General features: G+C 67.0%; 16 protein-coding genes. 6 read left to right on the forward strand and 10 right to left on the reverse strand.

Annotated elements, in window-relative coordinates; translation table 11 throughout:
• Window positions 1–52: 52 nt before the first annotated feature.
• Both LO787_RS18925 and LO787_RS18930 read right to left on the reverse strand, forming a co-directional pair.
• Window positions 53–1,051 (reverse strand): alpha/beta hydrolase, encoded by a 999-nt coding sequence (locus LO787_RS18925; RefSeq protein WP_232492533.1) that lies wholly within the window; start codon window positions 1,049–1,051, stop codon window positions 53–55.
• 99 nt (window positions 1,052–1,150) lie between these two features.
• Window positions 1,151–4,036 (reverse strand): TonB-dependent receptor, encoded by a 2,886-nt coding sequence (locus LO787_RS18930; protein ID WP_232492534.1) that lies wholly within the window; start codon window positions 4,034–4,036, stop codon window positions 1,151–1,153.
• A gap of 286 nt (window positions 4,037–4,322) precedes the next feature.
• Between LO787_RS18930 and LO787_RS18935 the strand changes: the two genes are divergently transcribed.
• Together LO787_RS18935 and LO787_RS18940 are read left to right on the forward strand one after the other, a co-directional pair.
• Entirely contained in the window at window positions 4,323–5,636 is a 1,314-nt protein-coding gene (locus tag LO787_RS18935) for a pectate lyase family protein (protein WP_232492535.1), read from the forward strand.
• Between the two features lie 35 nt (window positions 5,637–5,671).
• Window positions 5,672–6,022 (forward strand): cupin domain-containing protein, encoded by a 351-nt coding sequence (locus LO787_RS18940; protein ID WP_232496372.1) that lies wholly within the window; start codon window positions 5,672–5,674, stop codon window positions 6,020–6,022.
• A 41-nt stretch (window positions 6,023–6,063) separates the two neighbouring features.
• On the opposite strand, the gene LO787_RS18945 is transcribed toward LO787_RS18940, so the two are convergent.
• The 5 genes from LO787_RS18945 to LO787_RS18965 all read right to left on the reverse strand — a co-directional run bounded on the left by LO787_RS18945 (window position 6,064) and on the right by LO787_RS18965 (window position 11,569).
• Entirely contained in the window at window positions 6,064–7,617 is a 1,554-nt protein-coding gene (locus LO787_RS18945; protein ID WP_232492536.1) for a carboxylesterase/lipase family protein, read from the reverse strand.
• A 139-nt stretch (window positions 7,618–7,756) separates the two neighbouring features.
• Window positions 7,757–8,779, reverse strand: coding sequence for a sugar kinase (locus tag LO787_RS18950; RefSeq protein WP_232492537.1), 1,023 nt, complete (start codon window positions 8,777–8,779; stop codon window positions 7,757–7,759).
• Window position 8,780: 1 nt separating this feature from the next.
• Window positions 8,781–9,536: a 2-dehydro-3-deoxy-D-gluconate 5-dehydrogenase KduD gene (gene kduD, locus LO787_RS18955; protein ID WP_232492538.1), complete on the reverse strand. Its 756-nt coding sequence runs from the start codon at window positions 9,534–9,536 to the stop codon at window positions 8,781–8,783.
• A 114-nt stretch (window positions 9,537–9,650) separates the two neighbouring features.
• Window positions 9,651–10,487: a 5-dehydro-4-deoxy-D-glucuronate isomerase gene (gene kduI, locus LO787_RS18960; RefSeq protein WP_103099314.1), complete on the reverse strand. Its 837-nt coding sequence runs from the start codon at window positions 10,485–10,487 to the stop codon at window positions 9,651–9,653.
• Window positions 10,488–10,543: 56 nt separating this feature from the next.
• Window positions 10,544–11,569: a LacI family DNA-binding transcriptional regulator gene (locus tag LO787_RS18965; protein WP_232492539.1), complete on the reverse strand. Its 1,026-nt coding sequence runs from the start codon at window positions 11,567–11,569 to the stop codon at window positions 10,544–10,546.
• A gap of 290 nt (window positions 11,570–11,859) precedes the next feature.
• On the opposite strand from LO787_RS18965, the gene LO787_RS18970 reads away from it, so the two are divergent.
• The 3 genes from LO787_RS18970 to LO787_RS18980 are packed head-to-tail and all read left to right on the forward strand — an operon-like array spanning window position 11,860 to window position 15,028.
• Window positions 11,860–12,657, forward strand: a complete 798-nt coding sequence (locus LO787_RS18970) for a 2-keto-4-pentenoate hydratase (RefSeq protein WP_232492540.1) — start codon at window positions 11,860–11,862, stop codon at window positions 12,655–12,657.
• A 53-nt stretch (window positions 12,658–12,710) separates the two neighbouring features.
• The gene (locus tag LO787_RS18975; RefSeq protein ID WP_232492541.1) at window positions 12,711–14,009 is read left to right on the forward strand and encodes an MFS transporter; all 1,299 of its coding nucleotides are present in this window, start codon (window positions 12,711–12,713) and stop codon (window positions 14,007–14,009) included.
• An 11-nt stretch (window positions 14,010–14,020) separates the two neighbouring features.
• Window positions 14,021–15,028 (forward strand): alpha/beta hydrolase, encoded by a 1,008-nt coding sequence (locus LO787_RS18980; RefSeq protein WP_232492542.1) that lies wholly within the window; start codon window positions 14,021–14,023, stop codon window positions 15,026–15,028.
• 214 nt (window positions 15,029–15,242) lie between these two features.
• Here LO787_RS18980 and kdgD read toward each other — a convergent pair whose 3' ends face one another.
• Window positions 15,243–16,169 (reverse strand): 5-dehydro-4-deoxyglucarate dehydratase, encoded by a 927-nt coding sequence (gene kdgD, locus LO787_RS18985; RefSeq protein ID WP_232492543.1) that lies wholly within the window; start codon window positions 16,167–16,169, stop codon window positions 15,243–15,245.
• A gap of 163 nt (window positions 16,170–16,332) precedes the next feature.
• On the opposite strand from kdgD, the gene LO787_RS18990 reads away from it, so the two are divergent.
• Window positions 16,333–17,226 carry a LysR family transcriptional regulator gene (locus LO787_RS18990; protein ID WP_232492544.1) on the forward strand — a complete coding sequence of 298 codons (894 nt, stop codon included), beginning with the start codon at window positions 16,333–16,335 and terminating at the stop codon, window positions 17,224–17,226.
• A 142-nt stretch (window positions 17,227–17,368) separates the two neighbouring features.
• Here LO787_RS18990 and LO787_RS18995 read toward each other — a convergent pair whose 3' ends face one another.
• Complete coding sequence (locus LO787_RS18995; protein ID WP_232492545.1) at window positions 17,369–19,216, reverse strand: DUF8034 domain-containing protein; 1,848 nt, start codon at window positions 19,214–19,216, stop codon at window positions 17,369–17,371.
• Window positions 19,213–20,559 (reverse strand): MFS transporter, encoded by a 1,347-nt coding sequence (locus LO787_RS19000; RefSeq protein ID WP_232492546.1) that lies wholly within the window; start codon window positions 20,557–20,559, stop codon window positions 19,213–19,215. The genes LO787_RS18995 and LO787_RS19000 overlap by 4 nt, the downstream gene beginning before the upstream one ends.
• Window positions 20,560–20,754: the final 195 nt, after the last annotated feature.

A 20,754-nucleotide genomic window follows, 5' to 3' on the forward strand; every position in this document is an offset into this window, starting at 1 on the left:
TTGGGCTCCTGCCTCCGCAGGGGCGACGGGATATGGATGGCTTAAACCCGCCTCACCCGAACCCGACCGTCCGCGCCCAGGCGCGCCACATCTCGGGCCATGCTTCCACCGGCTTGCCGATGGCGCGGCGCAGGCCGAAGCCGTGGCCGCCGTTGGCGAAGAAGTGCGCCTCCACCGGGATACCGCGCGCCTTGAGCGCGGCGCGCAGGCGGACGGCGTTCTCCACCGGCACCACGTCGTCATCCTCGGCATGGACGATGAAATGCGGCGGCGCGTCGGCGGGCACGGTGCGGTCGGGCGAGTGCGCGGCCTCCAGTTCCGGCGTAATCACGGGGCCGAGCAACAGGCTGCGTGAACCGGCGTGGGCGATGGCGGCGTCCATGCTGACCACCGGATAGATCGGCGCGGCGCAGAACGGCTTGGCCGATAGCTTGTCCGCCACATCCACCGGCTCATAGACCCTGGCGGCGAACCGCGTGGACAAGTCCGCGCAGAGGTGCCCGCCTGCGGAGAAGCCCATGGCGGCGACGCGCTCGGGGTCCACGGCGAAGTCCTTGGCGCGGTGGCGGATCAGGCGCATGGCACGCTGCGCGTCGGCGAGCGACGTGTCGGGGCCGCTCGACCAGCCCTCGCCCGGCAGGCGGTAGAACAGCACGAAGGCCGTGAAGCCGCGCGCGGTCAGCCAGCGCGCGATCTCGTAGCCTTCCTTGTCCACGACGATCCGGGTGTAACCGCCGCCCGGCGTGATCATGACCGCCGCGCCGTTGGGCCGGTCGGGCCGGAACACCACCATGCGCGGGCGCGAGACGCCGTGGACGGCGCGGTCGGTGACGAGGGCGTCGGTGGAGCGTTCGTCGACAGTCTCGGTCAGCGGCGCCTTGAGCGTCGCGGGCGGGCCCTTGGGCCAGAGGTCGATGGTCTCGGTCGGTTGCGGCAGACCGGGAGGCAGCGGCTTCGCGGCCATCGGCGGCGCAGTCTGCGCGCCCGCCTTCGAGGCCAGCCCGGCGGCGGCAAGCGAACCCGCGATCAGAGTCCTGCGGTCGAAGTCCAAGGCCGTTCTCCGCGCTATGTCAGAATATAAAGGACGGTGGTCCGCCGCTCCCGCCCTTGGAAAAAGGGGAAGCAGCGGACCACCCGTCAGGGGAGGAGATCAGATCTTCGCGCGCGCACCGAACAGGATGGTGCGGCCGAAGTGATTGTTCTCGTAATTGCGGTTCGCGTAGACGTCGTTGAAACGATAGCGATAGGTATCGGTCAGGTTGTTGCCGTCGATCGACAGCTCCAGCCATTCGAACGCCTTGTAGCGGATCGCGGCATCGACGCTGGTGTACGAACCGTAGCCCTCGAATATGTTGCCGGTGGCGCTGGTGGCGTCCACGAACGGTCCGCGATAGCTCACCGAACCGCGAAGGCTCAGCTTGCCGTCGTCGTAGTAGAGCGTGGCGTTCCAGGCCTTCTTCGACACGCCGAGCAGCGTCTCGTTGTAGACCGCCGAGACGCCGGTCAGGCCGCAGGCGCCGGTGGTCGCGTTGCGGGTACAGGCCGAAGTCGCCGGGCCGGTGATGGTGTAGTCGGCGCTGCTCTTGATAAAGGTGGTGTTGCCCTGGAAGCCGGTGTGGCTGAGGATGCCCGGCAGGAAGGTGAAGGGCAACTGCAGCGCCAGTTCCACGCCCTTGAGGGTCGCACCGGCACCGTTGACCTGCGAGGACACCACGTATTCCTGGTTGGGATCGTAGTTGATGTAGGCAGGCGTGCTCTGGCCCAGCACGTCGCGGCCGAGGCCGAGCTGCGGCAGCGTGGCGACATAGGTGCCGGCGACCGGGAAGCTCTCGATCTTCTTGATGAAGCCCGCCACCGACAGCAGCGCCTGAGGGGCGAAGTACCACTCGACCGAAGCGTCGAAGTTGGTCGCACGGTAAGGATCGAGGAACGGGTTACCGAAGTTGACGCGGTAGTTGAAGCCGTCGACCGAACCGCCCGGGTTGAGGTTGCTCAGCGCCGGACGGGTGATGACCTTGGCGATGGCGCCGCGCAGGATCACGTCATGGCGCGGGTAGAACGCAAGGTTCATCGACGGCAGCCAGTCGTCGTAGGTACGCTTCACGGTGCCCGCGACGCCTGCCGTGTAGCCGGTCGAACGCTGGTTGGTATGCGCATAGCGCATGCCCGCGTTGCCCGCGAATTCGAGGCCGAATATCTCGCCCTTGACGTCGAACTGGAGGTAGCCGCCCGAGGTGGTCTCCTGCACGCGGCGGTTGTTGCCCAGATCCTCGACCGCAGTACGGCCGTAGAGGTTGGTATAGTCGGCCGCGTTCTGGATGTTGGCGACGAGCCACTGGTCGGTCGTGCCATTCGGCTGCCCGGCGTCGCCGAGGTTGACGAGCTGCGAGATGCCCGAAGTCACCGGCAGGCCGTAGACGCTCGACGAGCAGGTCACCTGACCGAGAATCAGGTCGCGCGTGCCGTTGGCGCCGCAGGCTGCGGTGTCACGCATGAACAGCTGGGTCTGGAAGTTGTAGCGCCTCCACATCGCGCCCACCTTCACGGTGAAGCCCTCGGTCATGTCCCACTCGGTGCGGAACTGCGCGGTCTTGAAACGGTTCTTCACGTAGGAGGGACGGTCGCGGATTTCGGCGAGCTGGAAGTTCGCCGGGTTGGTCACGTCGAGACCGTAGGTCAGCACGGGCGACTTCATGTCCGAATAGTCGTAGCTGAAACCGTTGGCGTTGCGGTTGTCGTAGGCGAACGTCGTTTCCACCGGGATATCGGCGTTCGACTGCGAGAAGCCGCCGAGCAGCGTGAAGCGCAGCTTGTCGGTGACGTCCTGGTCCCAGGTCGCGCCGACCTGGTAGAACTCGGTCTCCGACTTGCGCAGGTAGCTTTCGGTACGGACGTAGGCGTTGTTGAAGGTCGCGCTGACCATGTTGCCCTTGTCGTCATAGACAGGGTTCACGACATCGAAGCGACGCTCGTTCGAGCGGGCGAGTACTTCGAGCCACTGTTCCGCGCGGTCTTCCTTGAACGACGAGTAGAGCCCGTCGATCGAGAACTTGGTGCGGTCGGTCGGTTCGAACTGGATCGAGCCGGTCAGGCCGAGACGGCGGCGGTCATGCTCGACCACGCCGTAGCGCGGGATGCGCGGGTGGAATGAAAGCGACGCCTGATCGCAGGCAGCCGAAGGGCGATAGCCGCCGCCAGAGCTGACCGGGTTGCCGCCGGTCGCGCCGACGTTCGAGTAGAAGCAGGGCGTGCCGCCCACCGAGTTGAAGTAGGCCTGCGCCCAGCGCACGGAGTTGTTGCCGCTCTCGATCGTGTCGGTGTGCGAGTAGGCCGCCGAAAGATTGACGCCGAGCGTGCCCGCCTCGTTCTTCCACGACAGCAGACCGGCGACGCGCGGGCCGACGTTCTTCGACAGGTCGTTGTACGAGCCCTGCACGTTGAGCACGGCGGTCAGGCCGGTCTTGCCCGCCAGCGGGTTGCCGGTGTTGAGGTCCACCACGGCGCCGAGCGAGCCTTCGTCGAGGCTGGCTTCGGCGGTCTTGTGGACGACGAGGCTGCTGAACAGTTCCGAGGCGAACACGTTGAAGTCGAACGCGCGGTCGCGGTTGGCGGAGGCGCCGTCCGAGCTGGTGGCGATCGTCTCCAGCCCGTTGACGCGCACGCGGGTGAACTGCGCGCCGAGACCGCGCACGGTGATCGCGCGGCCTTCGCCGCCGTCGCGCTGGATCGAGATGCCGGGGATGCGCTGCAGCGATTCGGCAAGGTTCTGGTCGGGGAACTTCGCCATGTCCTCGGCGACGACCGCGTCGACCGCCGAGATCGATTCGCGCTTCACGTTGAGCGCGGCCTCGAGCGACTTGCGGAAGCCGGTGACGACGATCTCGTTGGCGCTGGCGGCGTCAGCCTGATCGGCAGTAGCGGCGTCGGCCGCAGCCTCGGCGGTGTCCTGCGCGAGCGCCGCGTGCGGCAGAGCCAGCGCGCAACCCGCGAACAGGGCTGCCTTGAAAAGCGAAATTCCGGTAACATGCTGGCGCATGACAACATCCCCTCACGGCCTCGAAGGCCAAAAATGATACCGGTGTCAGAAGGTGACGCGACTATCGCGCGCGTTGCTCCGGCACCTCTACTCCCGCCCCTGCGAAGGGGCCCTCAAGGCGACCTCCAAATCGCCCCACCCGTTCCAAAGATCATCCTTGCGATCGTTGGTAACCGGTGTCATCAGTTAGTGCCGCAGGGAGGTCGTGCTGTCAAGAACCTCTGCAAACGGGAGAATCGTTGTGAAGATCGGTCGCATTGCGAGACGAATTATCTTTCCGGTTCTGATGGTTACATTGTCCACACCGCTTACTGTGGCGCTGGCCAAGACCGCTTCGAACGACCCGACCAATGGCGGCGAAGGCGGTCGTATCATTCGTGTGACGACTCTGGCGAAGGATGGTCCCGGCTCGCTCAAGGCCGCCATCGAGGCAAAGGGCAAGCGCATCGTCGTGTTCGAAGTGGGCGGCGTGATCGACCTCGAACGCTCCAGCCTGAACATCGACGAACCCTTCCTGACGATCGCGGGCCAGACCGCGCCCTCGCCCGGCATTACCCTCATCCGTGGAGGCATCGACCTCAAGGGTCATGACGTGAAGATCAGCCACATCCGCGTGATGACCGGCGTAGACGGCCAGCCGAAGCTTTCGGGTTGGGAAGCGGATGCGCTCTCCACCGTCGCCGCCTACAACGTGGTGGTGGAGCACTGCAGCTTCCTCTGGGCCATCGACGAGAACATGTCGACGTCCGGCCCGCGCTTCGAGGGCAAGAACGTCAAGGAATGGCGCAAGGCCACCAGCCACGACATCCTGTTCCGTGAGAACATCGCGGCGGAGAGCCTCGCGAATGCCAGCCACCCCAAGGGCGAGCACTCCAAGGGCTCGCTGATCCACGACAACGCGACCGGCATCACGCTCTACCGCAACCTTTACGCGCACAACGTGGAGCGCTCGCCTCTGGTGAAGGGTGGCGCACAGGTGCTGATGGTCAACAACCTGATCTACGACCCCGGCAACCGCGGCGTTCATTACAACCTGATGAACCTCGAATGGCGGGGCCACGAATACGTGACCGGCGAGATCAGCGCGATCGGCAACGTCATGCGCGCGGGCAATTCGACCGCGAAGGATCTGCCGTTCCTGATGCTCGGCGGCGACGGCGACCTGGCCTGGTATTCCAAGGACAACATCAACGTCGATCGCTGGGGCAATCCCGCACCGCTGACCGGGCGCTATGGTGTCACCAAGGCCCGCCTGTTGGACAGGGAATCGCCGATGGCGAGCCTCAAGGGGCTCAAGGTGATCGACGCGGACGAACTGGAAACCAGCCTGCTCGCCACCGTCGGCGCCCGCCCATGGGACCGCGCGCCCGACGACGTCCGCGTGCTGTTCTTCGTCGCCGAAGGCCGCGGCGAGATCATCGACGACGAGAAGCAGGTCGGCGGCTACCCCCACCCCGCGCCGACCAGCGCCGCCTTCGTGGAGAAGGACTGGGATCTCGACACCATGGAGCCGAAGTCCGGCGTGTATCCTGGTCAGAAGGACGGCGCGCACGAGAAACTTTCCAAGAGGGACAAGCAGATGCGGGAGAAGCTCAAGTGATCGCCGCCCTCCTCCTTCTCGCCGCCGCGCCGCCGATGGCGGTGATCGACGAGCGCGACACCGTCCGCGAGGAAGCCCCTCCCCACGGCGCCATCGGCATGAGCACGGCCTACCGCATCTCGGACGCCGCGCCCGCCCCGCGCACGATGGAATTCCGCCGCCGCGTGCTCCACAAGGGCGCAGCCATCGGCGAACACCCCATCGCCCATGACGAGGTCTACTACGTGCTCTCCGGCGAGGGCGAAGTGGTGTCCGACGGCAAGCGCGCGAAGCTGGTGCCGGGGATGACTGCCTACCTCTATGACGGAGCGGTCGTCGGCATCTGGCAGCGCGGCGAGGAACCGCTGTCGCTGGTCATCGCCTACCCCAATCCGCCGAAGAAGTAATAGCTGATGCCTATTCCTCCCCGAGCTCGCTCGGGGAGGAATTAGACGCCGGGCTGGACGTAGGGCGCTGTGGCCCAGAGTTCGCGCTGCCAGCGGCGCGGGTCGTTCTCGACGCGCACCTTGTCGTCGAACACCATCGTCGCGCGATCCGGCAGGCGATAGGGCGACCACTCCGCCAGCCCCGGCCTGCCCGTCTTCGCAAGACCGGTGAAGGCCTGCATCATCGCCGTGCTCAGCCGACGCGCGCCCTCGTCCACGCCCGAATAGCTGCCCGGCGCGTCGAGCGTGCCGAAGACGTAGGGAATGTCGTCGGTATGCGCAGCCCCGCGCAAGGGATCGGTCGGCGAGCGGCGGTCGAGTTGATAGACCCAGGTCGCCTGCGCCCCGGCAGCGGCGCGTGCGTCGGCCTCGATCACCTGCCCCGGCCACGAACGGCCTGCCGTGGTCGCCGCATAGAACACCTCCTCGGGGCTCCAGCCGGGCTCACGGGTACGATACTGCTCGACCACCCAGACGGGATCGAGGTCGATCTTGATCTCGGGCAGGATGCGCGCGGCGAGGTTCTCCCACGACAGCCCCTGCAGCTTCGGCCCGCGCGGATTCAGGAATGCCCGCGTCTCTTCGCGCACGTTGCCGAGGATCATCGGTATGCCGAGCGACTGCGGTGCCGCGTCGGGCCAGAACGGGTGGCGCGGCAGGTTCGCCATGTCGAGCACCGGGCCGAAATAGACGCCGCCGCCCATCACCGGGTCGGTGGCGTCGAGCCCTTCGACCAGCCGCGCGATCGGCATGGTGCGCAGCCCCTCGACATCATCGGGCGCGAGTTTCAAAGCCTTCATGAAGGCCTGCGTGCGTGCCCAGGCATGCGCCGGACCGCTTGCCTGTACCTGCTGCCCGCTCATGGTCGCGGCGGAATGGAACAGGCCCTTTGCGTCAGGCATCGCCATTAGCGTTGCGATCTTGGCGCCGCCGCCCGACTGGCCGAACACCATGACTCGCGCCGGATCGCCACCGAACGCGGCGATATGATCGCGCACCCATTGCAGTGCCAGGATCAGGTCAAGCTGGCCGAGATTGCCGCTGTCCGCGTACTTCGCACCGAAAGGCTTGAGCCAGGCATAGCCCAGCGCGTTGAGCCGGTGATTGACGGAGACCACCACGACATCGCCGCCCGCCGCCAGCTTCCCGCCATGCGTCAGCGGGTCCGTGACCGAGCCGGTGGTGTAGGCGCCGCCGTGAAAGTAGACCATGACCGCCCGTTTCGCACGCGGGTCCGTCTCGGGCGTCCAGACGTTGAGGAACAGGCAGTCTTCCGCCTGTGCCTCATCGGCCATGGCACGCTGCGGGCAGATCGGGCCGAACTTGGCGGCGGTGATTGCGGGACCGTCCCATGGCTCGGCAACCGGGCGGGCGAAACGCTCGGCGCGGCCGTAGCGGATGCCCTTGAAGGCGTGGACGCTGTTCTCGGTGATGCCGGTGAAGCGGCCGACCTTCGCGGCCGTCGGGCTGCGGCCGAGGGCAGGCAGCGGAGTTGCCGCGGCCAGAAGTGCAGCGGATTTCACAAGGGTGCGGCGCGTCATGATGCCGTTGGTCATGCAACTCTCCCACGTCGTCGTCCCGGACTTGCTCCGGGACCGGTGGCTGTCTTTAGAAACGCCATCGCCGCTGTGTGCCTCGCCGCGAAGTGGGCTATTCACGGCCAGCGGTCCCGGAGCAGGTCCGGGACGACGCTTGTTACCGCCGCACGTCGCCACCGCTGGCGGAGAACGCTTCGAGTTCGCCCGGTCCGACGAGGCACATGTCGCCCGGCATGGTGTGCTTGAGCACCGTATAGGCCAGCCCCGCCTGCGCGGTGGCGACGAGGTCCGCGCCGTTCAGCCACTTGTGCAGCACGCCTGCGGCATAGGCGTCGCCGGTGCCGATGCGGTCGACGATGCCGGTCACGTCGACCTCGCTCGTCTGGTGCGCCGCCTCGCGCGAATCGAGGCGCGCGGCGATGCGGTGGTGGCCGGAATTGACGACGTGCCGCGCGGTCGAGGCGATAAGCTGCAGCTTGGGGAACGCCTCGAAGGCGGCCAAGGCCGCCTCGCGCCGACGGTCGGAACCATCGCCGGAAAACGCCTTGCCAAGCAGCAGCGAGATGTCGCGATGGTTGCCGATCATGATCGTGGCCGACTGCATCAGCCCGTTCAGGATCTCGCGCGGGTTGCTGTCCCACGCGTCCCACAGGAGCGCGCGGTAATTGCCGTCGAAACAGACAGGCACGCCGACGGCATCTGCCGCGGCGACGGCGGCTTGCGCAAGCGCGACGCCTCCGGGGCCGAGCGCCGGCGTGATGCCCGACAGGTGGAGCAGTCGGGCGCCCTCGAGCGCGGAGGCGAAGTCGAACTGGTCCGCCTTGGAGGTTGCGAACACGGAACCCGCGCGATCGTAAGTGATCGACGAGGGCCTCAAGCCCGCTCCGCTCTCGAGGAAATAGAGGCCCATGCGCCCGGCATCGCGCCCGACGTGGGCGGTGTCGACACCGGCTGCGCCGAGGGCCGCGCGCGCCTTGTCGCCGAGCGGGCTCGACGGCAGGCGCGTCAGCATCTTCACGTCATGGCCCAGCGAAGCGAGCCCCGCCGCGACATTGGCCTCCGCCCCGCCGACGACCATGTCCAGCGCATCGCACTGGACGGTCAGCCGCGCGCCGGGCGTGGCGAAACGCAGCAGGACTTCGCCGAAGGTGACGACGTGACCGGAAGCGCTCTCGGTCATGTCAGCGCGCCAGCCAGCCGCCATCGACCGCCAGCACCTGGCCGGTCACGTAGTCCGATGCCTCGGAAGCGAGGAACACGGCGGCGCCCGCGATGTCCTCCGGCTTGCCCCAGCGTCCGGTCGGGATGCGTTCGAGGATCTGGCGGTTGCGCGTCTCGTCGGCGGAAAGCGCGGCGGTGTTGTTGGTGGTGATGTAGCCCGGCGCGATCGCGTTGACCTGCACGCCCTTGGGTGCCAACTCGTTCGCCATTGCCTTGGTCACGCCGCTGACGCCCGACTTCGCCGCGGCGTAGCTGGGCACGCGGATGCCGCCCTGGAAGGTCAGCAGCGAGGCGATGTTGACGATCTTTCCGGCGCCGCGCTCGACCATGCCCTTCGCCGCCGCCTGGCTGAGGAAGAACAGGGTCTTGAGGTTGGTGTCGATCACCGCGTCCCAGTCCTCTTCCGAGAACTGCAGCAGGTCGTCGCGGCGGATGATCCCGGCGTTGTTGACGAGGATGTCCACCTTGCCGAGCCCGGCGACAGCCTCGTCGATGACGCGCTGGACGGGTTCGGTGCTGGAGAGGTCGGCCTTGATGTTGACCGCCTTTCGCCCGGTCGCGGCAATCAGCGCGAGCGTCTCGGCCGGCTCGGAGCGGCCCGCCACGGCGACGTCGGCGCCGGCCTCGGCCAGTGCGACGGCGATGGCCTGGCCGATGCCGGTGTTGGCGCCGGTGACGAGCGCGGTCTTGCCCGTCAGGTCGAAGGAAATTGCCATGTGTCCTCTCTCGTCATTGCGAGCGTGGCGGGGCAGCCGCCCGTGCGGTGCCGCGCCACGTCGATGGATGGCTTCGCCGCTACGCTTCGCGCAATGACGAAGGGAGGGTAAGCCTTACTGAAGCTGGCAGATGTCCAGCACGTTCATGTCGGTGTAGTCGAGGTTTTCCCCGCCCATCGCCCAGATGAACGCATACTTCTTGGTGCCCGAGCCCATGTGGATCGACCACGGCGGGCTGATGACGGCCTCTTCGTTGGCGATCACGATGTGACGCATTTGGTCGGGCTCGCCCATGTAGTGGAAGATGCGGTCGTTCTCTTCGGGCAGCTCGAAGTAAAGGTAGATTTCCGAGCGGCGGTCGTGGAGGTGCGGCGGCATCGTGTTCCAGACCGAGCCCTCTTCCAGCACGGTGAGGCCGAGCAGGAGCTGCGCGCTCTCGCACACGCCGGGGATCACCAGCTGGTAGATCGTGCGCTGGTTCGAGTTGGCAAGGTCGCCGCGCGCCAGCGGGTTGGCCTGGTCAAGCGTGATGTGCTTGATCGGCAGCGCTTTGTGGGCGGGGACCGACGCGATGTAGAAGCGCGCGCCCTCACCCTCGAAGATCACCTCTTCGCTGCCCATCGGCACGTAGAGGCATTCCTTGTTCTTCATCTCGAAGCGCTGGCCGTCGACGGTGATCGCGCCCGGGCCGCCGATGTTGGTGATACCCGCTTCGCGACGTTCAAAGAACGATTTGCCCTCGGCGCTCTTGGGGACGGTCTGCAGCGGCAGCTTGAGCGGCTCCGCACCCGGAACCGCGCCGCCGATGATGAAGCGCTCGTTGTGCGAATAGTTGAGGTTGACCTCGCCGGCCTTGAACATGCCCGTCACCAGATAACGGTCGCGCAGTTCCTCGTTGGAGACACACTCCATCATGTCCGGATGGGTGGCGTGGTACGTCTTGCAGAACACTGTGAACTCTCCCGTTCAGGCCTTCGGAGACTCGTATCCGCATTGGGTAACCGGTGTCAACGCTCCTGCGCCGGATAAGGAACCGCCGATGCGCGGCGGATCAGGTCGGACAGGAAGAACGACGGCTCCTGCGCTGCGGAGGCAGGCCGGATGAGCTTGGCGGCGGCGGTGCTGGCCATCGTGCGGATCGGCCAGCGCACGGTCGTCAGCGGCGGCCAGATGTGCGCGGCGGTAGCGGTATCGTCGAAGCCGATGATCGAGAGATCCTGCGGCACGTCGAGCCCGCGTTCACGCGCGGCATGGAGGATGCCCGCCGCCATCTCGTCGTTGCTGGAGAACACGGCGGTCGGCGGCTCGGCGGCGGAGAGCAGCTTTTCCCCGGCGGCCTTGCCCGATTCGAAGCGGTAGGTGCCGCGCGCCATGATCGCCGGATCGGGCTCCAGCCCTGCACGGCCGAGACCGTCGAGGAACCCCTGCTCGCGCTCGTTGGCGGAGCGGAAGCCCTCAGGCCCCGCAACGAAACCGATTCGCCGGTGGCCGAGTTCGGCCAACCAGGCGACGGCGTCGCTCACCGCCTGCCGGTCGTTCGAGGCGACGAGGTGCTCGTCATCGTCCAGCTTCGCCGAGCCCATCCGCACCAGCGTGCAGCCGAGATCGCGGCACAATTCGGCAAGATCGTCGCGCTCGGACAGCGGCGGCAGCAGCATGACGCCGTAAAGCCGCTGCTGCTCGATGAAGCGGCGCACGTCGTCGTAGAGGGTCGGCGAATGGCGGTTCATCGGCTGGACGACCAGCGCGAACTCGGTGTCGCGGATGGTGTCGAGGATGCCCTCCTGCACGCCGAGCACCATCTGGGCGTTCGGGTTGTCGTGGATCAGGCCGATCAGGAAGTTGCGCCGCAGCGCCAGTGCGCGAGCCTGCGGATTCGGCACGTAGCCGAGTTCGGCGATCACCGATTCGACCTTCTCGCGCGTCGCCTGGTTGAGCAGCGGCGACTTGTTGATGACGCGGCTGACCGTCTTCTTCGACACGCCGGAAATGCGTGCGACGTCATTGATGGTAGGTTTCTGGCCTTCTGCCATGCGGCGTCCTTATGATCTCTCGTCGGCGGATTCGTGAGTGGGCCGAATTTTTCAGACTTGCCTTCGCGTGGGACGAAAGGCAAGATGACACCGGTTACCATTCCTTCACTCCCGCATTTGCACAGACTGCGCGCGAAAGTGAAGGCAAGCTTCCGTGTCCGCAGGGCGTCCGGGCTGGTGACCGATCCGGAGAGCGAACTCTTCGAACAGGACGGGTCGCGACGGGCATGCGGTTGACACCGGTGTCGAGAAGCGGCCGGAACACGGTTTTCTTGGGTGTGGGGATTGTTTTGACAGAAACGGCAAAGGCAGTCGCCGAAGCATTCGTGACGGCGCGGCGCGAGAAGCGCGCACTCATTACATATCCCGGACAGTTGCCCACCGATCTCGGCAGCGGCTACCTGATCCAGGATTTCGCCATCGGCATGGACGGGCGCGAGATCGTCGGCTGGAAGGTCGGCAAGATCAACCCGCCGCTCGACGCCGAACTGGGCGCCAACCGCCTCGCCGGCCCGATCTTCGCGGACAGCGTGGTAACGGTGGCGGAGGGCGAATCGCCCGAAATGCCGGTCTTCGCGGACGGTTTCGCGGCGGGCGAAGCGGAATTCCTCCTTCACGTCGCGCCCGGCTGGGACGGCGTGGTGCCGCAGGACGACGCGGGCACGATCGCCGTGCTCGACGCGGTCCACCTCGGCATCGAGGTCGCCAGTTCGCCCTACCCGCGCATCAACGCGGACGGGCCGCCGGTCACGGTATCGGACTACGGCAACAACTACGGGCTGGTCGTCGGCGCGGTGCTCGAAGGCTGGCAGACCATCGACTTCAACGCGATCACCGTGCGCCTCGACATCGACGGCGTGACGGCGGGCGAGGCGACCACGGCGACGATGCTCGACGGTCCGCTGGGCGCGGTGCGCTTCCTGCTCGGCAACCTTGCCGCGCGCGGGATCGACTGCAGCGGCGGCACCTGGGTCTCGACCGGGGCGGTCACCGGTGTCCATCCGGTGAAACCCGGTGAACAGGTACTGGCGACTTTCGAGGGACACGGTACGGTGGCCTGCGGAATCGCGGCCGTTTCACCGGCCTGACAGAGACTTATACGCGCGGCACGCGAAGAGTGCGGCCGCAAGGGAGCAGGGAAATGGATGCAGGAACCGGCGGCACGGTAGGACAGGTCGCTAAAGTCGGGCGCTATCGCTGGGTGGTCGTCGCGCTGCTCTTCGCGGCGACGGCGATCAACTATGTCGATCGCCAGATGATCGGCGTGCTGAAGCCCACGCTTTCGGCCGAATTCCACTGGTCGGAGAGCGACTTCGCCGGGATCGTGTTCTGGTTCCAGCTCGCCTACGCGATCGGCTACCTGTCGTTCGGCAAGGTGGTCGATACGCTGGGCGCGCGCCTTGGCTACACCGTCGCCATCGTCATCTGGACGGTGAGCCACATGGCCCACGGCTTCGCCACCGGCATCACCTCGTTCGCGATGGCCCGCTTCGGCCTCGGTGTCGGAGAATCGGGCAACTTCCCGGCGGGCATCCGTGCCGTGACCGACTGGTTCCCCCAGAAGGAACGCGCCCTCGCCATCGGCATTTTCAACGCCGGTGCCAACGTTGGCGCTATCGTCACGCCGCTGCTCGTGCCGCTGCTCGTCCTGTGGTTCGACTGGCGCATGGCGTTCTTCGTCACCGGCCTGTTCGGCATCATCTGGCTGGCCGTCTGGTGGGCCATCTACCGCCACCCGGACGAGCATCCGCGCGTCACGCCCGGCGAACTCGCCTACATCAAGCAGGATCCCGCAGACCCCGTCACCAAGATCGGCTGGGGCCGCCTGCTGGTGGTCAAGGAGACCTGGGCCTATGGTCTCGGCAAGTTCCTGATCGACCCGATCTGGTGGTTCTTCCTGTTCTGGCTGCCCGGCTACCTGTTCGAGCGCTACGACCTTGACCTCAAGACCTTCGGCCTGCCGCTCGCCGCGATCTACCTGATCTCGGACGTGGGCAGCATCGCGGGCGGCTGGCTGTCGTCCAAGCTCATCGCCGCAGGCCGCACGCCCAACTTCGCCCGCAAGGTGACGATGCTGATCTGCGCCCTGTGCGTCCTGCCGATCTGGTTCGTCCAGAGCGTCGATAACGTGTGGACGGCAGTGCTGGTCATCGGCCTCGCCACGGCGGCGCACCAGGCGTTCTCGGCCAACCTCTACACCCTGCCGTCGGACGTGTTCCCGCGCGGCGCGGTGGGTTCGGTGGTCGGCATCGGTGGCACCGCAGGCGCGTTCGGCGGCATGGGCATGGCCCTGTTCGCGGGCTACATCCTCGACGCGACGCACAGCTACGAGGTGCTCTTCGCGATCTGCGCCAGCGCCTACCTGCTCGCACTGCTGGCGGTCCATCTGCTCAGCCCGCGCCTCGCGCCGGTGCGCATCGAGGATGCTCCGGCAGCCTGAGGGAAAGCACCATGAACCTCGACCGCAGGACGCTGTTCGCCGGAGCCATCGCACTCGGCCTGACGCGCCCTGCGGTGGCCGGTGCGGCCACGAAAGCAACGGGGGCGGGGGCGGCGGCGTCTCCCGCCCTTCCCTTTGACAAGACAGGCGAGGTAATCGACCTCTGGCCCGGCACCCCACCCGGAGCGCCGTCCCCGCTGCCGGTCGAGCGGGCCACCGAGCGCTCCGCCAACCCCGCCCAGCCCGACCGCGTCATCGCCGGAATCGCCCGGCCGCGCATCACCGCGTTCCGCCCCAAGTATCCCAACGGTGCCGCCCTGCTGGTCATCCCCGGCGGCGGCTATCGCGAGGAATCGTTCGACAAGGGCGGCGTGCAGGTGGCGCAGTGGCTGGCCGAGCACGGCTACACCGCCTTCGTCCTGACGTACCGCCTGCCCGGCGAAGGCTGGCAGGATCGCTCAAACACCCCCCTCGCCGACGCCCAGCGCGCCATGCGCCTGATCCGTGCCCGCGCGAAGGCCTACGGCATCGAGCCGGAGCGTGTCGCGGTGATGGGATCTTCGGCGGGTGGCCATTTGTGCGCCGACCTCGCCAGCCGGTTCGACTTTCCCGCCTACGCGCCGGTGGATGCGACGGACAAGCTGTCCGCCCGCCCGTTCTGCGCCGCGCCGCTCTATCCGGTGGTGAGCATGGACCCGGCCATCACCCACGCCGGTTCGCGCGAGAAGCTGCTCGGCCCGAACCCCACGCCCGAGGCCGAGGCGGCGCATTCGATCGACCGCATCGTGACGACCAGGAGCCCGCCGCACTTCATCGTCCATGCCGAGGATGATGCCACGGTGCCGGTCGAGAATTCCCTGCGCCTGCGCGCCGCGCTGAGGGCGGCAGGCGTGACCGTGGACCTGCACCTGTTCGCCGAAGGCGGGCACGGGTTCAACTTGTGGAACATCGCCGGGAAGCCGGTCGCGGCATGGCCCTCGCTATGGCTGGACTGGGCGAGCCGAATGGGGCTGGGTTAAGCCCCCTTCGTCATTGCGAGCGCAGCGAAGCAATCCAAGGCTGTTCTCGCACGCTGGATTGCTTCGCTTCGCTCGCAATGACGAAAGGGTCGGGACGACGAAAAGCAGGGATGAGCCAACTTCCGGAGGGGTGGAAGCGGGCTCATCCCTGCTGGCGCGCGCCTCTCGGCGGGCGGGCGGCGCGGGTGTTTGGAGCCACCCGCGCCGTATTTGTTCAGGCCGCGACGCGCAGCGAGGCGTTGGCCTTCTCGACGAGGGCGGCGAGCATCGCCTGCTCCTCGGCGGTGAGGTCGGTCAGCGGCGTGCGGACCGGACCGGCGGGACGGCCGATCACGTTCATGCCCGCCTTTACGATCGAGACGGCATAGCCGGTGCCGCGGTTGCGGATGGCGATGTAGGGCAGCACGAAGTCGGTCAGGCCCGCCAGGATCGCCGCCTTGTCGCGCGCACGGACCGACTTGTAGAAGGCCAGCGCCCATTCCGGCATGAAGTTGAAGATCGCCGAGGAATAGGTCGTCACGCCCATTTCCAGATAGGCGGGCGCGAAGGTCTCGGCGGTGGGCAGGCCGCCCACGTAGGTCAGGCGATCGCCCATCTTCGCGTAGATGCGCATCATCAGTTCGACGTCGCCGACGCCGTCCTTGTAGCCGATGAGGTTCGGGTTGCGGTCGCACAGACCTGCCAGCGTATCCTCGTTCACGATCGCGTTGTCGCGGTTGTAGACGATGACGCCGAGCGAGGTGGACTTGCAGACCGCCTCGATGTGCGCGGCAAGGCCTTCCTGCGTCGAGTTGACGAGATAGGGAGGCAGCAGCAGCAGGCCGTTGGCGCCCGCCTTCTCGACACTGCGCGCGAGGTCGGTGGCGATGGCGGTGCCGTAGCCGCAACCCGAGAGCACGGGCACCTTGCCCGCCGCTTCCTCGACCGCCGCCTTGACGATGACCGGCACTTCGGTGGGGGTCAGCGAGAAGAACTCGCCCGTGCCGCCGGCGGCGAAGAGGCCCGCCACGTCATAGTCCGAAAGCCAGCCGAGGTGCTCGCGATAAGCCCCTTCGTCGAACTGCAGGTCCGCGTCGAAATGCGTGACCGGGAACGAGAGGAGACCCCCGCCGATGCGGGCGGCCAATTCCTGAGGCGACATCGCTTAATGCTCCAATTGATCCTGTACCGCTTTGGTAACGTCGTGGGGCAGCCGCGCCCATCGCTGGAACTGGATCGATTTATGTCCGCCTGACATCGATGGCGGCCGATCGCTGCATCACGCGCATCTTTTCCTTGGACCTTTAGCGCTGTACGCATCGACGATGTTCGAGCTTACGCACCTTCGCTGCTTCGTCGTCCTCGCCGAGGAACTGCACTTCGGCCGCGCGGCGGAGCGGCTGCACATGACCCAGTCGCCGCTCAGCCGCCAGATCCAGGTGCTGGAGCGCATCCTCGGCGTCGAACTGTTCAACCGCACCAGCCGCCGAGTGACGCTGACCCTGGCTGGCGAGACCTTCCTCCACGAAGCGCGCCGCATCGTGCGCCTGTCCGAAAGCGCGGCGCTGGCCGCGCGGCGGGTATGGAAGGGGGAGACGGGGCGCATCTCCATCGGGTTCACGGCAGTGTCGGGCTATGTCCTCCTCCCGCGCATCGTCAAGCGTGCGGCGGCGGAACTGCCGGGGCTGGAACTGCAACTGCACGAGCTTGTCTCCGGCGACCAGTTCGAGGCGCTGCACACCGGCATGATCGACCTCGCGCTGGTGCGCCCGCCGGTCGACAAGGTACAGTTCGACTCCGCGCCGCTGCTGCTCGAAAGCCTGCTGGTCGCGCTGCACGAGGACGATCCGCGCGCCGGGCAGGAGAGCTTCGGGCCGGGCGATTTCGACGGGCAGGATCTGGTCATGTACGCGCAGCGCGGGGCCGGATACTTCCACCAGCTGCTGTCCAGCCTGTTCGAGCGGGCGGGCGCCGCACCCAACTATGTGCAGTACGTGACGCAGATCCACTCACTGCTGGGGCTGGTCGGGGCGGCGCTGGCGCCCGGCATCGTGCCTGAGGCGGCGGCGGGACTTCATCCGCGCAGCGTGGTGTTCCGGCCGTTCGAGACGCAGCCGGAGGCGCCGGTGGAACTGCACCTTGCCTGGCGGAGGGAGAGCGAGAACCCGGCGCTGCCGGCGTTCCGGGAGCTGTGTCTGAAGGCCGTGACGGAAGGCTAATTCAGTTCCTCCCCGAGCTTGTCTCGGGGAGGGGGACCGCCGCCGCAGGCGGTGGTGGAGGGGGAGAACCCATCCCATTCCCCCTCCGTCAGCGCTTCGCGCTGCCACCTCCCCGAGACAAGCTCGGGGAGGAATTGGTGGGTCACACCATCTCCGGCCAGGCCAGCGTTGGCTGCTGGGTAAAGCGGCTCATCTCCAGCACGACCCTTGCGCCCGCCCCCGGCTCCAGCCGCAGCGCGACATCGCGGTTGCCGACGGGGATCCGCTTGTCGCCGAGGCGCACCGCCTCGATGCGATGCTCGCCGTAGCCGCCGCCGCGGATCACCAGACGGCGCGGCAGGGCGGGGTTGAGGTTCACCAACGAGAGCGTGGTGCTGCCCGCCTCCAGCTTCTCCACCAGCGCCGCGACGTCTTCGGGCAGGCCGGGGCGCTTGCGGTCGGCGTCGAAGTGGCGCAGCCGCGCGAACAGCAGCGTGCCACCCTGGTTGGGCGAGGTCTTCGACCATGGCGGCCGCGCGACGTGGATCGCGCCCATGGTCTGGTGCAGCAGTGCCGTCACCGAGACCGGGTTACGCTCGATCGGGTTGTCGGCAAGGCGGGTCTGCGCCGTCGTCCTGTCCTCATGCACGCGCACCATCTGCGTGCGCACGCGCTCCATGTCGTCGAGCAGTGCCTGTTCGGCCCAGCCGTCCTGCTTGCCGTCGAGGAACTGCGTCCACGGCGTCGGCTCCGTCGCCGCGCGGTCGCTCTCGCGCTGCGACAGATACCAGATTTCGCCGGTGTTGAAGCGGTACGGGCCGGGCTTGAAGCTGTACCAGCCCTGCCTGCCGTGCATGGTCGGTGCGGAAAGCACGCCGTCGACCGTGCGCGACGCCTCGTTGATCCGGGCGTTCTGGTCGCGCCAGACCTGCAGATAGCGGTCGTCGCCGGTCGCCGTGTAGGCGTTCATGAAGCCCATGATCGCGCGCGGGATGCGGTTGCGGTCCTCGCGCTTGCCGGTGACGGGGTTGATCGGGCTGAAGCCCCAGCCGTAAGTGCCGCCCCACCAGTTGCCGCCCGCGCCTCCGCCGACCTTGCCGTCCGGCCCGATGTTGCTGGGCAGGATGTTGCCGTTGGCCTTCGCGCGACCAGCCCACGCCTCGACGTACTCGATCATCCAGTCGCGGAAGCGGGTCTCGCCGGTCAGCATCCAGGCGTTGAAGCCAAGTGCGGTCGAGTGCAGGTTCAGCGGGTTGTCGCCGACCGTCTGGGTATATTCGCGGTAGTGCTCCAGCGTGTCCTTGTAGCTCGATTCGCCGTGGACCATCTCGAACGGCGCGGTGTCGAAGGGATCGCCTGCCCAGTCCAGCATCGTCGCCGGGCGCATCAGCGGGCCGATGCTGCCGTTGAACATCGAGCGGATGAGCTTGAGCTTGGTATCGTAGTTGCGCGCGATCGGGTCGCGGCCGGTGTAGAAGTCGGCGAAGCGGCGGGCGCGCTCGATCAGCTTGCGATCTTCCGGCGTGCAGAGGCCGAGCTGGTTGAAGGTCGTCAGCCCCTCGCTGATGTGCTGCCAGTCCATCTGCGGCGCGAATTCGCGCTGGTACATGCCGTTCCGACCCATCGGAACGTCCTTGGTCTTCGCCCGCGAATACTGCGCGAAGTGGGCTTCCTGCACCTTCTGCGCGAGGTCGAGCAGGCCCGCCTCTCCGCCCATAAGGTAGAGGTAGGGCCAGTCGTTGATCGCCTCGATGGCGTCGTCCGGGCCGTCGTTGGCGCCCCAGCGCAGGAACGCCTCGATCTCGTGATCGGCGTTGAAGTAGCGGTCGTGAAAGGCGCGGGCGGCGTCGCCCTGCATGGCGATGAGGTGGCGTTGCAGGACGGCCCAGCGCGGCGCAGCCATCGGCGTGTCGATGGCGATTTCAGTCGCAGCGCGCGCGGTGGCGGGCAGCGTCGCGGCGAGCGCCAGCGTGCCCGCGCCGGTGAGGATGGAACGACGGTTCAGGTTCATGCGGCAAGCTCCAGACGTTCGAGCTTCTGCACGACGAGGAAGTAGGCGACGATGGTGAGCAGGCAGTGCGCACCGACGAATACGAGCGCGGTATCGAACGATCCCGCCTGCGCGACGAGGATGCCGACGACGATGGGGGTGACGATCCCCGCCGCATTGCCGAAGGTGTTGAACACGCCCCCGGCCAGACCCGCCAGCTTGCGCGGCGCGACATCGGACATCACAGCCCAGCCGAGCGAGGCGACGCCCTTGCCGAAGAAGGCCAGCGACATCAGCAGCACCACGCCGACCTGGCTCTCCACCCGGGCGGCGACCATGATGAGGCTCGCGAGCAGCATCCCCGCCAGCAGCGGCGCCTTGCGCGCAAGCGTGATCGATCCGGTGCGCGCCAGCAGCATGTCCGACATGACGCCGCCCGCAACCCCGCCGACGAAGCCGCACAGCGCCGGAAGCGCGGCGACGAAGCCCGCTTCCATGATGTTGAAGCCGCGATCCTTGACCAGGTAGATCGGGAACCACGTCACGAAGAAATAGGTCAGCACGTTGATGCAGTACTGGCCGAGATAGACGCCCAGCATCATCCGGCTGGTCAGCAGCTGGCGGATGTTGTTCCAGGTGAAGGTCGGCTCGGCGGACTTGTCCTTGCGCCCCTCGGGATCGACGAGGCCCCCGCCTTCGCGGATGATCTCCACCTCGGCGGCATTGGCCCACTTGTGGCGGGTCGGCTCGCGGATGAAGGCGGCGAAGGCGCACATCGCCATGAGGCCGAGGCCGCCCATCACGAAGAACACCGCGCGCCAGCCGAATTCATGGACCACCCAGCCCATCAGCGGCGCGAAGGCGACGAGCGAGAAGTACTGCGCGGAATTGAAGATCGCCGATGCCGTCCCGCGCTCGCGCGCCGGGAACCATGCCGCGACGATGCGGGCGTTGCCGGGGAACGAGGGCGCCTCGCACAGCCCGACGAGGAAGCGCAGCAGGAACAGCTGCGTGACCACCGTCGCGCCGAGGATGAAGCCCGCGAAGCCCTGCAGCACGGTGAAGAACGACCATGTGCCGATCGCGGCGATGTAGATCGGCCGCGTCCCGAACCGGTCGAGCAGCGCACCGCCGGGGATCTGCGCCAGCGAATAGGCCCATGCGAAGGCGGAGAGGATGAACCCGGTCTGCACCGCGTCGAGCCCCAGCTCCGCCGAGGCGGAGGCCCCCGCGATCGAGAAGGTCGAGCGGTCCGCGTAGTTCAGCGAGGTGATGATGAAGATCAGCGCGATGATGAGATAGCGCACCCGCGTCGGGCGCGCACTCGTCGGAGCAGCCGCTTCTATCGAACCTGACAAATCCATCTCTCCCTCGCCCTTTTCGCGGCTCTTTCCAGATACCTTGCAGACTTATGCGCGCGCGGGGCGGCGCATCCATGCCGCTGTGCAGCTTGATCGATGTGCGAAGTGCATCATCGAATTTCCGCCACCCCGCCGTCATCGCGAGCGCAGCGAAGCAATCCAAGGCCAACCCTTGCCTCACAGGATTGCTTCGCTGCG

Source organism: Novosphingobium kaempferiae, from assembly GCF_021227995.1.
Lineage (GTDB): Bacteria > Pseudomonadota > Alphaproteobacteria > Sphingomonadales > Sphingomonadaceae > Novosphingobium > Novosphingobium kaempferiae.